The following is a 13,324-nucleotide window of genomic DNA, read 5'->3' as shown; positions in this document are numbered from 1 at the left end:
CATCAGGGACTTGATCGGTGGTGACACATCAAAATGCAGCAGCAATGTCACCCACCAATTGGAAGGCCGCAATCCCTCCTTCCCATTGGTGTCTTTCTTCAAGTAGGATAAACACGATGCGATGCTCAGTTGTTGTCGCCCTATGTGCGCTTGAGAAAACCTCCAAGGACGTGAGGGTCAGTGCATTTACTAACCCGGATGAATTCAATACACGAGCATAAAGCTAGGTTAGGATCCCAGGCGCTAGTCGTCGGCAAGAGTTAAAGGATATTTGCATAACCACGAAAAATGCGCACTACAGGTTGAGAGTTGCAATAGTTGATCTAGAAGCGTTGCCAGTGACCACTAGCATCTATCAATCGCACATGATTATGCAGAAAATTTCAGCTTAAAGCGGTTATCGCCAAGATTATGGCCAGACAAGGGAATATCTGTGTGAATAAGTATTTAACCCCGCCAACTTCAGCACGTTTAAGCTGCACTCAAAGGCAAACAGGCTTACTGGGAGGAGGCTATCAGGCAGCCTCTGGAGGGACTGCGAGCAGCTATTATATGCCTCTCTCTAACTTCGCAGGCACCTATGAAACGGACGATTAAAATGCTGCGTTATACCTTATTTATCAGCTGTCCTCGCCTGACGAACAATTGAGTGCGGAGGAATTAAAAAAAGGAGCCTTGTTACTTCGTGAGATATTTCAGAGATTGGAGACCGGTGCAAAAATCTCGGTAGAGGCTCTAATATCTCTTCAACAAGCTGCCGAAAATATTCCCGAAATCGGTCCTTTGATGTTTTCGCCAGGAAACTTAACAGGAACCGTTGCTACCGCCGCAGGGGCAGTCATGGCGGCGGCGCAGACCAAAAAAGTCATGGACCTTTTAGACTTGACCGCGGCCCAAAAAGCCAAGCTCAACTCATGGGCTGACGCTAGGGGTACGGCAAGCGCCAGATCGGCGAGCAAAACGTTTAAAGGGACAATTAGAATAATTTCAAAAGAGGGGAAGTTATTTTTTGAAATACCAACAACAGCTGTAGCTCGGCATTATATACTAATGGGAAAAGTTGGACAATCAGTTGCCCACATACCGCTAATTAATACCAATACCGCATTGAGTCAAAGTGCCCGACTGCATGCTGACGGTGCCACTGGAATACTGAAAAGACTAGGCGGCCCCTATGTCGGCATGGCAATAGCAGTTGGCCCTCAGTTAGCGATCGACGCATCAAACTCTAAATCCTGGAAAGAGCTGTATAATAAATCTGCGGATAGCCAACCGACTAACGTCATTTCAGCCGTCGCAAGTATTGGTGGAGGTTCAGCGGTAGGCATTGTAACTGGCGCGCTATCTTTGCCTGCAGCGCCTCTTGCAGTAGTAATTGGCGTTGGCTTTATTGTAGGCCTAGGCGTACAGTGGGTAATTGTTGAAAATGGTTGGGATAAAAAAATTGGAAAAGCACTACAAATATGATGGCCTACTATGATTGACGCAGATAAGCTAAAGCGTGGAAGCTGGATATTGCTAGGGACACTGATCCTTTTTTTAGCTCTGGCCCCTTCTAACCTGCCTTACTTTTGGCATTTATTTTTTATTACTTCATTCTTAGCGTTTGCATGGACGTTGTACTTAATATATATGTGCGAGCGCTACACTACTTACATGACTTCGCTGATTATGTCAGCAGCTGGTTCCTTCTCTCTGCTCGCCAGTAGCGCTGCTTATTTCGCTGCGGCAAAATTTTGGGGTAGAGAAAGCATCCTTACGGCTATGATAGGCTTGTTACCATTAGTTCTATCTGCTTTGATGTATCTTTTCCTGGCCAGTACTAAATCTTCTTTTCATCCTTTTGAATATGACGGAATAAAAGTTCAAACACGCCCACAGACGACGCAACGTCGTTCGACTGTATATAATCCAATTCTGGTGGCCGGTATAACAACCTTGGCGGCCAGCATGTTTACTAAAGTGATGGGGGCGCTCACCTCTGGGCTAGTTGCAACGTTCGGCCTTATCGCATGTAGCTTGACGTTGTTATTCTACGCACGCCACGTTATTAGAGGCCTACGCGCCCTACGCATAAAAGAAAAAGCCATGCCCTCTCCATACACGTTCATGCAAATCGATGAAATTCGAGAGGCTCGCAACCGCTGGTGGCTGGGCAGATTGCTCAAGTGGGTAACCGCGCGGGGTAAATCTTCGGATACATGATTTGAATGTCCTTATTTTTCTAGGCGATATGAATGGTTCGACTCCTAACGCCGCACTAAATATGAAAGAAGGGTCCGCAGCGATGCAGACCCTTTTTCCCTCAGCTTCAATAGCGAAAATATGCAGAGCATTTAACGCTTACGTCAGCGCTCAGCAAACGTCCAGCTCCTCCCCCGCAACATTTCGCCGCTTTATACCAGCCCCTCTCAAACACCAATTTCTGTAATTCCCCTAATCTGAATCCCAGCGTCGCTCATTTCCGATCAATAGTCATGCTATCGATAAGAATATTCAATCACCCATTTGTCTCTTTTAAGGTACATTCTTCATGTATGAAGTGGAACACGTACTGTCTGCCAATGGAGTGGATATCTATCAGGGTTGGCTCGACACCATTCGAGACACTCGATCCAAAGCAAGAATCACTACCCGGATCGACCGAGCGGCGCTTGGCCACTTCGGCGTAACCGAACCGGTGGGTGACGGGGTCTTTGAGATGAAGCTGGATTTTGGGCCTGGATTTCGTGTGTATTACGCGATTCAAGGCCAAAAAATACTTTTTCTCTTGGGTGGCGGCTCAAAGGACAAGCAGCAAAACGACATAGACCAAGCCAAGGCTCTCTGGAAATGTCACAAGGTGAAAAAGAAATGACGACTCGTACGCGCTCCCATGATGAAAGCGTTCTGGAAATGCTCCGTGAGGACGAAGCGTTTGCCATCGAATACCTGTCTGTTGCGCTGGAAGAAATCGACGAAGATGGGGGTGAAGACGTTTTCCTTACGGCCATCCGTCGACTGATCGAGGCGAGAGGTGGCATGGGTAATCTCTCGAAGAACACGGGCTTGGCCAGACCTAACCTTTACAGGTCTATTGCTGCTGGCGGCGACCCGAAGCTTTCCACCATCCTCAAGGTGCTCCAGGCATTGGGTGTGGGAATGTCAAAGGTTGTTTCGCACAGAGCTGACGTGGGCAGCCAGAGCCCCGACCAGTGACGATTCCTCACCCCGAGATGGCGCCGCTTTCACGACAACGAGCAGTTTTTTGTAGTCGTCAGAGCGCCATCCGGAAGTGAAGCTGTTTGGCTTTATCTGCTCTCAGCGTTTTGTGAGGGTTGTGAGCATATTCGCCAGTCGTCAGCGTCCATATGCCTGAACAGTATGTAGCCACCACCGTTAGCTACATGGTTCTTGATTTCATACTCCCGCCAGTCCGACATCGCTTGCCCACAAATGTCCTGCGGCTTGTGCTCGATCAGCCAGGCGACGGCATTGATGAATTGCCCATGCGAAAACACTGCAATGCGCTGGGTAGGATGCCCCGCAAGTCGAGCCAGGAACGCCTGCGCTCTTGCTATAAATCCTGAAAAAGATTCGGCGCCTGCTCCATCCGTAAACGCCGGGTCTGACTTGGCCCAATAAGCCTCAACCCAATCCCGCCGCTGAGCAACGGTTGTGTTGGCACATCGCGCGGGTTCGAGGTAGGTAAATTCTTGAATGGGCCAGGTTTCAAGCGGGGTGGCAGGGAAAGTAGCTGCGGTCGCCGTGGCGGTTGCCTGCGCTCGGGAAAACGGCGAGGCGACAATCAAATCCGGCGCATGAGTGAATGATCGGGCCACTGACTGGGCTTGTTCTACCCCCTTCAACGTGAGAGGAATAGTCGCGTGATCCACACTGGCTTGGCCTGCGTTGGCAGCGCTTTGTCCGTGGCGAATTAGTCTGACCTGCTTCATTAATCAGAGACTCGCTTAAGAGGCAGAGGCTGAGCGCATTCAAGCGTACGCCCCCTTCTGGCAAAACCCGTCAGCATCAGGGGGCATACAGGCGGTTGATTACCACTCACGCGGCGCAATCAGCTCCTCAATGTCCGCGTCAGTGAAACCATAAGCGTCTGCTATCCGTACGAAATCATCGGCAATGGTCTCGCGGGCGACGGTTTCGATCTCACTGCCGTTCTCTTCGAACACCTCCTCCAGCTCGTTGATTTGCTCTGTCGCTTTGTGAGTCAGGGCATACAGCGCGTCCAGGTCGGAAGGCTTTTGTTGCTCGATTTCGCGACACAGGTTGACCAGCACGTCTTCGCACATTTTCACAACGGCATCAGGGAAATACTCGTCCTGATACATGCCTTTCAGGAAGGTGTGTTTGGCCATGGTTTCATTGGTCAACTGCATGGGTATCCCTCGTCGATGTACAGTGGGCGCTCAGTGACTCCAATTGAGGTGACAATCGGATGCATTACAAGATTATTGCCCATTCTGCAGGCTGGGCGTATACGGCGGCGGAGCCAGGGCCTATAGCCTGCAAGACAGTTGTAACTGATGGCTCCATTGTGAGCACCGAAGATCAGGTTTTCTAGTCATGAACGAACCCCTTGATTACAAATTAATGGATAGCATCGTCGTCTGCATCAACGATACCGCGGGCTTTGGAAGAAAGGCGTTTGAAAGCTTCAGCTTGGCGACCGATGTCGCAAGGGACATGGGCGTCGATGGCGACTACGCAAATGATCTGATGGTCGAGTTCTTCGAACGTTTCTCTATCGATCTTAACGATTACGACCCTTATCGGTACTTTTTGGAAGAAGGTTTCAACTTCTTTTCCTTCAGGCGCGCCAAAGACAGACGCGGCAACATTCCATTGAGGGTGGGCATGTTGTATTTAGCCTTGAAAGCGAGACGTTGGGATACGCAAGCATTTGAACAAGCCACATTCAGCGATGCTCCCCTGTACGAGCGCACAGAAGATATTCCGATTGATGGCTACAAGATAAAGAGCCGTTGATCTTGCCTGTGTGATCCGCTTGGTATGCATGTCATACCCCAAGCCCCTTACGAAAAGTGGATGCGCTCGGTGATGACGTCAGGTTGCAGCAATCCACGTAATTCAAACCTCCTTTCAGCGTGACGGAGGTTTCCTGTGCACGTGGCCTTGAGCAGCCCACGACGGTGCCAAGTTCTATCGGGAAACAAAAGCTCCCGAGGCAAAGCTCACGGAAACAACCTGAAAACCTTCGTCCTCCCCAAACTCCTCAAGCTTCCCACCCACCCCGTCGATACCCTCCATACAACCCCGCAATCATGGATCGATGAAATGGTTATCTCACTCACCCCCGGCAACAACACGTCTCCCACCATCACCCTGCCCAATTCCGGCATCACGCTCACTCCAAAGCCGCTCACCGATGCGCAGAAAGAAGCGTTTAAGAACGCTGCTGCCAGTACGCCCGCTGTCGTTTATCACCCGAGTGCCGAAGTGCCTGCGACCACTGAGCCGATGGAAGCGGTTGATACCTGGATAGGTCGCTCGCAGTCGCCTGATTTCCCAAAGATGGCGGCGCAGCACGGTAACTCGACGGAGGCGCTGAAGACGTCGTATGAAGCGTTCACGTCGACGCTGGCGTCGGTGTATCCGGATCTGGCCAGCAAGAAGTTCGGCTTCACGATCGAGGCGGACGGTAATCTGAAGGCGATCAACAGTTCCGGTGAGTTGAGCGAGGCGGATACCAAGCAACTCAATACATTGTTGAATGCGTCCAGTGGGCTGAAAGCCGCTGCGGCTACCTATCGGGAGACGGCCATTGATCTGGTCGACGCCGATTCGCCCTGGAGCGGCAGTTATCTGGGTCGCTACAACCTGAACAAGGAGAACTTCGCCAATTCTCTGGACCTGGGCGCGCTGTTTATTCCCAAGACGTCGACGCCATCGAAAGATCAGATCGACGGCATGTTCTTCAATCAACTGGCCTACAAAGGTGAGCTGCACACCCAGGAATCGGAGGCGGCGATGCTCGCTGCACGTGCGGCGGAGAAAGCTGCCTCGACGGGTTGATCCCAATCCGTCAGCAAATAGGCAAACGTTGCGGGCGGAGGTAGTAGTTGTCGAACTCGCCGCTCTCAACGAGCTGAAACCCGTGGCGGACGTAGAAACGGTTGGAGTCGCTTTCCTTCAGGGCGCCCACTCGTACTGTGGATGCGGTCGCGTCCGCTTGTGCGAACACTTGCCGAAGCACGGCAGCACCAATGCCCTGCCCTTGAACAGCAGGCTTGATGTACAGGTGATCCAGCAGCAGGCCGTCGCTGCTCGGTTTGACGACCACGAAGCCGACCTTGCTGCCGGCGACCTGGATGTAATGTGTGCATGACGCAGAAAACCCTTCACGAAAGCGCTCTTGGGCGCGCACCGGATCGAACCGGCCAACGCGCTCGAGGCTTTCGCGCATGGCTTCGATACGTATGGCCACCAAGGTTTCGAAGTCTTCGGGCTGGACCGTTACCAGGGTGATGTCGGGATCATTTTCTAGAATCTGTTGCATTGTGTTTGCTCCCGTATCAAAGGCTCGACGTCAGGTGCCCTATCCACGAACCGCGACCACTTAGCTTTGTTGGCGGGCCTGATCGTCAAGGCGCTCATTGCCCATCGAGTCGCTTACGAACGATTTTCCCCAGGCTCGTCAGACGATATCGCTGATTGCTGCTGGTCGGTTTTTCCGGAATGGTCATGGCGAGAACGCCCTGCTCAAGCGCGGGAGAAAGGTAATGTTTACGGAAGTGTTCCGCGTCAGCCAGCTTCAACTGGTGCTGAAGCTCAATGCGTTTGATGTCTCCATTTACGAGCACAATCAGCTTTTCGACTTCCGGGGTGGCTTCCGGGGTGGCTTCCGGGGCGACTTCCGGGGTAAGGAATGTGAGGGTGACTCCAGAGTTTCCTTCGCTATACCAAACAGGAGGCGCAAGGCCGTTCTCTTCGCAGGCCTGACGAATAAGTACGCTGCCGCGACCCAGCTTTTCCATATAGCCCTGTAAATAAAGTGCGTGGGCAATATCAGGATTGCGCAGCACTGAAATATGGCCCTGTTGCAGCTTGTCCGCATCGACGCCGTCCGGAAGGCTGCCGGAGTTCCAGATCTGCAGTCGGACCGGACTGATCTCTACTTTGATGCCGCCGGAAAAGCTGCTGTAGTCTCGATGAGCGAAAGCGTTGACGATGCCTTCACGTATAGCCATCTCCGGATACAACGGTAAGTCTTCACGCTGGTTGCGACCTTGGCTAAAGCGCGCGTTGACCGGGGCGTTACGCATGATGAATGCGGATAACTGTTCGATCACTTCTGTCATCGGGCCTGCAAAATGTTGCAGATCCTGATACTCATTGGCGGTTTTGCTGCTGTAACAAACTGCTCGCACTCGCGCCTGAGGATGACGACGCACAGGATCCTGAGCGAGTAAAACATCGGCCGCGTTGGTAAGGCGACCGTATTTTGCGAGTGAAAGTAGCTGCAACTGATGCAGCAACCCCTGCTCGGACTGCCTGACTTCCAATGGGATACGAGGTGCAGAAAGTAGTTTCTGACAGGCTGTGCGAGATAGCTGTTGCTCGTCCAGTTCAGAGGAAAACAGTCGCTCCCAACGCTCTGGCTCAATCTGCTTGCGCAGGACCATATCGCGAATGACATCGACGCTGGCCTTTACGGTACTTTCGCCCTGGCGGATGTAGATATCATTTCGAAAGGCATAGGGAACATCTTTGCCTGAGGGCACTTCGATTACCAGCACTTGGCGATCATCGATCTCCTGCACTTCAACCGAAAATAATACTGGGGGCTGGATCTGGGTTTTGAGCTGGCTCTCCATTTTCTGCGCAGCACGCTGAGCGTCACCCACGCCGAGAACCTGGCCATCATCGTCGACGCCGCATAGCAGGTAGCCGCCTTGGGAGTTGAGAAAGGCGCAGACGTGCGGCCCACATATCTGAGTACTTGCGCGTGCCTTGAGCTCAAGGTTCTGGCTCTCGCCTAGCAGCAACAGTCTTTTAAGCTGGGATGGGCTTCTACTCATGGTCTTCCTTCAAACGCTGGGCGACCATTTCACTGTCATCCAAATGATCTATGAGGCGCTGCTCAAGATCCTGGTAGCGCGAGAATTGAGCCACAACGAACAGGCCGGCATCATCATCACGATCAAATTTCTGAACCCAGTTGCCTTGGCGATCGCTCAAGGGCAACTGCTCCATAGTGGCGTCTTCGTACATGTCGATGACTTTCAGATCAGTATCGAAGTGGCCTTGGGCCTCAAAGTGAGGGTTTGCCTTAGCGCCTGATTTTTGTAACCAAGCTCCCGGAGCAAGGTCCGCGCAAATACAACGCGATCATGAGCCAGAAACCACCGCGGTTTCTTCAGTTCGATAGCGAGTTTCATTTCCTGATGGGTGATGGAAATACCAGTGGTGTCCACACCGCTACCGTATTGAGGCGTGATGATACCCAGAAACAAATCACACTGTTGCACCGCTGCCAGGCAGTTTTCAAATGCGGTTTGTCCTGATGACACGGGAATGGTGCCCTTGTGAGACATCAACACTTCATAATTAAAGCTGGTCAGCAACGTGTAGACACGGTCCAGCAACTCTTCCACGCCGTAGACAGTCGAGGACACCATGATTTTGAGCTTCTTGCCATCCATGCTTTGAAGAGCCACTCCGGTTTTCAGCTCGTGGCTCTCGCAGATGCGGCAGGCTCACAGGGCTGTATTGTCTTAAGCGAAGAAAGGTACAGGCATGCGCCATGACTGCCTAGAGGGTTGAGGGACACATCATCAGGAAGGAAAACAGAGGTAACTATTATTCGTGTAGGCGCAACCACTCCTCCCGCGTCATCTCCCAGACTTCCACCTCGAACCGTCCGCCAACAAACTCGCCCTCCTGCGTGCTCACCTTGCGCATGCCTTCGCTGATCGAGATGCGCCGCGAGGCTTCGTTGGGGGCGGCTTTGGGCACTTGCATCAGGGGCATGCCCATCACGTCGAACCACTGTCGATTGATCACACGGCAGGCCTCTTTCATGTAGCCGTGGCCTTGCCAGTCCGGGTGCAGCCAGAAGCCGCGGTTGTTGCCGGGATGGGTCATCAGGGTGATGCTGCCGATGATGTCGTGGGGCGCGCTCTGCAGGCGGATCATCCAGTGCCATTCGGTGCCGTTTGCTATAGCGGGCAGTGCGACGTCCTGAATGTAGCGCAGCGCACCGTCCTGTGGATAAGGCCAGGGGACACGGTTGTTCAGGTAGCGCACGATATCCCATAGCGGAAAGCGTTGCTGAACCGCAGGCGCATCCTCGAGCTGAAGTGGCGTCAGCAGCAGACGCTCGGTGTACAGCGTGGGGGTGATGGTCATGACGATGTCCCTGTTCATCGAACGATGCTCACTGGATGAACGGTCCCGTATGTCGGGGATTTAAGTCGAACTGCCGGCTGCAGGTAGGGGTCTATCCTGCATCTTTTATACATCGGAAACCCCAGTGCCCAGAATCATTACGGATCAGACACCCCAAAGTGTGGTGGATGAGCAGCAGGTCAAATTGTTTGGCTCGCCCAAGGAACGGCTGGATTTTTATCGACGCGAAATTCATTACGAAACCACCAACCTCTCCAACCGCACCAACGCCTATTTGTCGGCGCAGTCATTTCTGGTGATCGCTTATGCATCGTCGATGGCCAACATGAACACGGCCTGGGGCGCGATGTTTACGCTGGTTGTGCCGCCGATGCTCGCCTTGCTGGGGCTGCTCAGTACGCTGTTCGCCTGGCCGGGTATTAGGGCGGCGTGCGACATCATCCAGCACTGGCACCACAAACAGGCGCAACTGCTGCTCAGCGAGCCGGTCATCGGGCTGACCTATGACGACTCGCCGCTGTTCAGCGATTGGGAATCCAGCGAAACCGGGCCGAAAAAGTCCTTGCTGTTCTCCAAGCGCAGTCCTTGGCTGTTCAGCTTTTTCTGGGTATTCCTCGGCGGGTTCGCAGTGTTTGTTCAGTTGATTGCGGACTGAGTCAGGTGCGGCCCTGGCATGTTCTTTGACGTGACTGACAGACTTGGGATGGGTAGATGTGACGGAGAGCGTCAGGGAAGGTATGCCCACGCTGGAGCACGAACGGTGTTTCAGTCATGCATTTTCGGCGATTATCCAGCCCTCTTCGCGAACAAGTTCGCTCCCACGGCCTCCGGCCAGAATCAAAAGCAGACTTGTATAGCGATGAGCGCTGGAGCACGGGCACGATCAGGATTCAGGCGACGGTCTTTGTCAGGCCGCCGCCCCCGGATCAGAAAACGTTGATCGGGTAGTCCACGAAGATGCGTGTCTCGTTGCCTTCGCTATTGTAGGCCTGTGCATCGTCCGAGACGCGCAGGAACGAGTTGCGCAGGCGGAGCGAGAGGTCTTTGGCCGGGCCGCTCTGGACCACGTAAGTCAGCTGGCTGAATATCTCGCGTTCCGTGCCGTCGCCGCTGCCTGCGGTGCCATCGTCGATGTTGTCGCCGCGTACGTAGGCAGCCTTGTAGCTCAGGCCGGGCAGGACCAGCCCGGACAGGTCGACGCCATAGGCCGCCTGCCAAGAACGTTCGTCCTTGCCGTTGAAGTCGGACCAGTAGGAGTTGGCGAGGTAGATGGTGTTACCGCCATCACCAAAACCGCCATCGTTGCGATAGCCTCCGTAGGCGTAACCCATGTCACCGGTGCTGCGCTGATGCGCCAGGGTGAAGGAGTGGATGCCCACGGCCCAGGTTGCGGCCAGGCTCCAGATCTTGTTGTCACGCGCGTCGCTGGCAGTGAAGTCTTTATCCAGTCGGGTCTTGTAGCCGTTGAAGTCGAAGGTCAGCGACTGGTCTTGCGGCAGTGCGAAGACATAGTTCAGGTTCAGGTACTGCTTCTTGAACACATCTTCGTTGTCGGAGGCATAGAAAGCGGCGCTGAACTCATCGGTGAATTTGTAGCTGGCGCCGTAGACGTTGATGCTTTTCAGATCACCACTGTCGCGACCTTCGGCGCTCTTGCGCGCTTCCTGGGTGAAACGCCCGGCGACCACTTCCAGCCCCTCGATCTCTTTGGAGGTGATCAGGGTGCCGGTGTAGCTTTCCGGCAGCAGACGGGAGTTGTCGTAGTTCAGTACCGGCAATTGCGGCATCTGATCGCCGTATTTGATGACGGTATTCGAGAAACGTGCTTTTACCGCAGCGCCGGCACGAGACAGGTCATCAGCAGCCGCGCCGCTGTCGCCCTGCTTGAAGAAGTCAATGCCGCCATTGCCACTGCGGCCCTTTCCGCCATCAAGGCGAATGCCGTACAGCGCAAAGGCGTCGACGCCCACGCCAACCGTGCCCTGAGTGAAACCGGACGCGAAGGTGCCCATGAAGGCCTGGCCCCATTCGTATTTGTCTTCACGGTCGTTTTTGAAGTCGCGATTGATGTAGGCGTTACGCAGGTTGACGTTCAGGCTACTGCCTTCAACGAAGCCCTTCGAATCGGCCTGCCCCTGGGCCATGGCCTGACTGGCGCTGATGATGCCCAAAGCGAGCATGCCCATACGTGTGTTAAGCATTTTGTCTTCCTTGTTCTGCAAATGACATGCGCTGTGGCGGCCAATGGCCGTCTGGCTTCCCGCCTCTGGTCAGGCGGTGGAGCGCCGCACGAGGTCATCGCAGTGGACTACGAAGCACGTACAGGGGGTGGAGCCACAGGCAGTGGGGCGCGAATCCTAGTTCGGGTGCCTGGGGGTGTCAAACGTGTGGATGGCCGGGGCCAGGTCTGGTGTATTGCTTAATCTGTCAGCACGCGCGCCAACGCTTCGAATTCGGCATCGTTGAACAGGCCTGCCGGATAGCGCTGCAGCAGCATGGCGCGTACATCCGGTCTGGCGTTCACGGGCCTGGTCGTCCTTAACCAATCCGCCACTCGCTGGCGTGCCTCGTTACTGAGCGAAGCAGAAAAACCACGAACTCGCTGTTGGCTCATACCTGCATTCATAACGAAAACCTCTTGATTCATGAGGGGCTAAATCTACTGATGCCATGTGACAGTCAAGCTAAGAAAACGGGTTTTCGCCAGTCTGATTTAGGGTCATTCGGATAAACGAGCCCAATTTAGTTATAAGGTAACGCATAAAAAAGCCCGTCAGATGACGGGCTTAATACAGCAAAAACGGGACCAACTAGTTGCTGTTAGTTACAACTAGTTACTAAGCACTAGTTCTTGTGAGGGGCTGGCTGTTGCTGTGTCAGGCAGTGGATATTGCCCCCACCTAGCAGCAATTCACGGCCCGGCGCCATCACCACCTCATGCTCTGGAAACAGCTTTTGCAGGATCTCACGGGCCTTTTCGTCCATCGGATCGTCGAAACTCGGCGCAATGATGCCGCCGTTGACGATCAGAAAATTCACATACGACCCGGCCAGGCGCACCGAAGGGTTGCGCTCCTGGCTGCCATGCACCTGATCGACGCCTGCGCATTCTTCTTCCGTGGCGAACAATGGGCCCGGAATCGGCATTTTATGCACGATAAACGCACGACCCTTGGCATCCAGGGTGTTTTCCAAAATACTCAATGCCGCGTGGCAGCGTGAGTAGTTGGGGTCTTCGGGATCATCGGTCCAGGCCAGTAACACCTCGCCCGGACGGATGTAGCAGCAGAAGTTATCCACATGCCCGTCGGTTTCGTCGTTGAACAGGCCTTCCGGCAACCAGATGACTTTATCCACAGCCAGGTAATCGCCGAGGATCGTTTCGATCTGTTCGCGGGTCAGGTGCGGGTTGCGGTTGCGATTGAGCAGGCACTCTTCGGTGGTGATCAGCGTGCCCTCGCCATCCACGTGGATCGAGCCGCCTTCGAGGACGAAGCCTTCGGTGACGTAACGCGGGCAGCGCTCGATTTCGAGTACTTTGCCGCCCAGCTGCGAATCGAGATTCCACGGCGCATACAGGCCGCCGTCGAAGCCGCCCCAGGCATTGAATTCCCAGTTCACGCCGCGCACTTCGCCACGGTCGTTGATGACGAAGGTCGGCCCGCTGTCGCGCACCCAGGCATCGTTGCTGCTCATTTCCACAACCCGGATGTTCGGCATGTCCAGCCGCGCACGGGCGTTGTCGTATTGTGCAGCCGACACAGCCACCGTGACCGGCTCAAAGCGGGCGATGGCCTTGGCGATGGCGACGTGGGCAGCCTGGGCGGGCTTGCCACCCAGGCGCCAGTTGTCCGGGCGCTCGGGCCAGACCATCCAGACCTGGGTTTGCGGTGCCCATTCGGCCGGCATGTGGAAACCGTCGGCGCGTGGCGTGCTATTGAGCGTGGTCATGGCG

At 54.2% G+C, this 13,324-nt stretch carries 14 protein-coding genes and 1 pseudogene; 7 read left to right on the top strand and 8 right to left on the bottom strand.

Translation table 11 applies throughout. The annotated features are described in order from the left end of the window. Nucleotides 1–645: 645 nt before the first annotated feature. From QRN50_RS00450 to QRN50_RS00435, 4 genes are all read left to right on the top strand, one after another. Entirely contained in the window at nt 646–1,467 is an 822-nt protein-coding gene (locus tag QRN50_RS00450; protein ID WP_233902708.1) for a DUF5118 domain-containing protein, read from the top strand. 9 nt (nt 1,468–1,476) lie between these two features. Continuing rightward, nucleotides 1,477–2,205 carry a hypothetical protein gene (locus QRN50_RS00445; protein WP_024642620.1) on the top strand — a complete coding sequence of 243 codons (729 nt, stop codon included), beginning with the start codon at nt 1,477–1,479 and terminating at the stop codon, nt 2,203–2,205. 328 nt (nt 2,206–2,533) lie between these two features. After that, entirely contained in the window at nt 2,534–2,857 is a 324-nt protein-coding gene (locus QRN50_RS00440; protein WP_054091734.1) for a type II toxin-antitoxin system RelE/ParE family toxin, read from the top strand. Continuing rightward, a complete protein-coding gene (locus QRN50_RS00435; protein ID WP_054091733.1) occupies nt 2,833–3,198 on the top strand; it encodes an addiction module antidote protein in 366 nt (121 codons plus the stop codon). The genes QRN50_RS00440 and QRN50_RS00435 overlap by 25 nt, the downstream gene beginning before the upstream one ends. A 92-nt stretch (nt 3,199–3,290) precedes the next feature. On the opposite strand, the gene QRN50_RS00430 is transcribed toward QRN50_RS00435, so the two are convergent. Both QRN50_RS00430 and QRN50_RS00425 read right to left on the bottom strand, forming a co-directional pair. Beyond that, complete coding sequence (locus QRN50_RS00430) at nt 3,291–3,935, bottom strand: histidine phosphatase family protein (RefSeq protein WP_096127184.1); 645 nt, start codon at nt 3,933–3,935, stop codon at nt 3,291–3,293. Nucleotides 3,936–4,034: 99 nt separating this feature from the next. Beyond that, nucleotides 4,035–4,376 (bottom strand): DUF5713 family protein, encoded by a 342-nt coding sequence (locus QRN50_RS00425; RefSeq protein ID WP_046235977.1) that lies wholly within the window; start codon nt 4,374–4,376, stop codon nt 4,035–4,037. 187 nt (nt 4,377–4,563) lie between these two features. Here QRN50_RS00425 and QRN50_RS00420 point away from each other — a divergent pair, with 187 nt between their 5' ends. Both QRN50_RS00420 and QRN50_RS00415 read left to right on the top strand, forming a co-directional pair. Further along, nucleotides 4,564–4,986 carry a DUF1493 family protein gene (locus tag QRN50_RS00420; protein ID WP_096127183.1) on the top strand — a complete coding sequence of 141 codons (423 nt, stop codon included), beginning with the start codon at nt 4,564–4,566 and terminating at the stop codon, nt 4,984–4,986. Between the two features lie 309 nt (nt 4,987–5,295). After that, on the top strand, nt 5,296–6,033 hold the full coding sequence (locus QRN50_RS00415; protein WP_096127182.1) for a hypothetical protein: 738 nt from the start codon (nt 5,296–5,298) through the stop codon (nt 6,031–6,033). Nucleotides 6,034–6,043: 10 nt separating this feature from the next. Here the strand turns inward: QRN50_RS00415 and QRN50_RS00410 are convergent, their stop codons facing one another. The 4 genes and pseudogenes from QRN50_RS00410 to QRN50_RS00395 form a co-directional block, all read right to left on the bottom strand. Beyond that, entirely contained in the window at nt 6,044–6,517 is a 474-nt protein-coding gene (locus tag QRN50_RS00410; RefSeq protein WP_096127181.1) for a GNAT family N-acetyltransferase, read from the bottom strand. 94 nt (nt 6,518–6,611) lie between these two features. After that, a complete protein-coding gene (locus QRN50_RS00405; protein WP_096127180.1) occupies nt 6,612–8,039 on the bottom strand; it encodes an RNA-binding domain-containing protein in 1,428 nt (475 codons plus the stop codon). After that, nucleotides 8,032–8,663: pseudogene (locus tag QRN50_RS00400) on the bottom strand (DUF4062 domain-containing protein). Before QRN50_RS00400 ends, QRN50_RS00405 begins: the two are co-directional and overlap by 8 nt. Before the next feature lie 157 nt (nt 8,664–8,820). Next, on the bottom strand, nt 8,821–9,369 hold the full coding sequence (locus tag QRN50_RS00395; RefSeq protein WP_177411196.1) for a GNAT family N-acetyltransferase: 549 nt from the start codon (nt 9,367–9,369) through the stop codon (nt 8,821–8,823). A gap of 160 nt (nt 9,370–9,529) precedes the next feature. Between QRN50_RS00395 and QRN50_RS00390 the strand changes: the two genes are divergently transcribed. Then, entirely contained in the window at nt 9,530–10,024 is a 495-nt protein-coding gene (locus QRN50_RS00390; protein WP_004407013.1) for a hypothetical protein, read from the top strand. A 271-nt stretch (nt 10,025–10,295) separates the two neighbouring features. On the opposite strand, the gene QRN50_RS00385 is transcribed toward QRN50_RS00390, so the two are convergent. Both QRN50_RS00385 and aguA read right to left on the bottom strand, forming a co-directional pair. Further along, nucleotides 10,296–11,570, bottom strand: coding sequence for an OprD family porin (locus tag QRN50_RS00385; RefSeq protein WP_096127178.1), 1,275 nt, complete (start codon nt 11,568–11,570; stop codon nt 10,296–10,298). 643 nt (nt 11,571–12,213) lie between these two features. Further along, nucleotides 12,214–13,320: an agmatine deiminase gene (aguA, locus tag QRN50_RS00380; RefSeq protein WP_011269318.1), complete on the bottom strand. Its 1,107-nt coding sequence runs from the start codon at nt 13,318–13,320 to the stop codon at nt 12,214–12,216. Between the last annotated feature and the right edge of the window lie 4 nt (nt 13,321–13,324).

Origin of the sequence: Pseudomonas sp. MEJ108 (genome assembly GCF_030208985.1) — a bacterium.
Taxonomy (GTDB): domain Bacteria; phylum Pseudomonadota; class Gammaproteobacteria; order Pseudomonadales; family Pseudomonadaceae; genus Aquipseudomonas; species Aquipseudomonas fragariae.
Note: the sequence above shows the minus strand (reverse complement) of the source record. Positions and strands in the feature narration are given on the sequence as shown.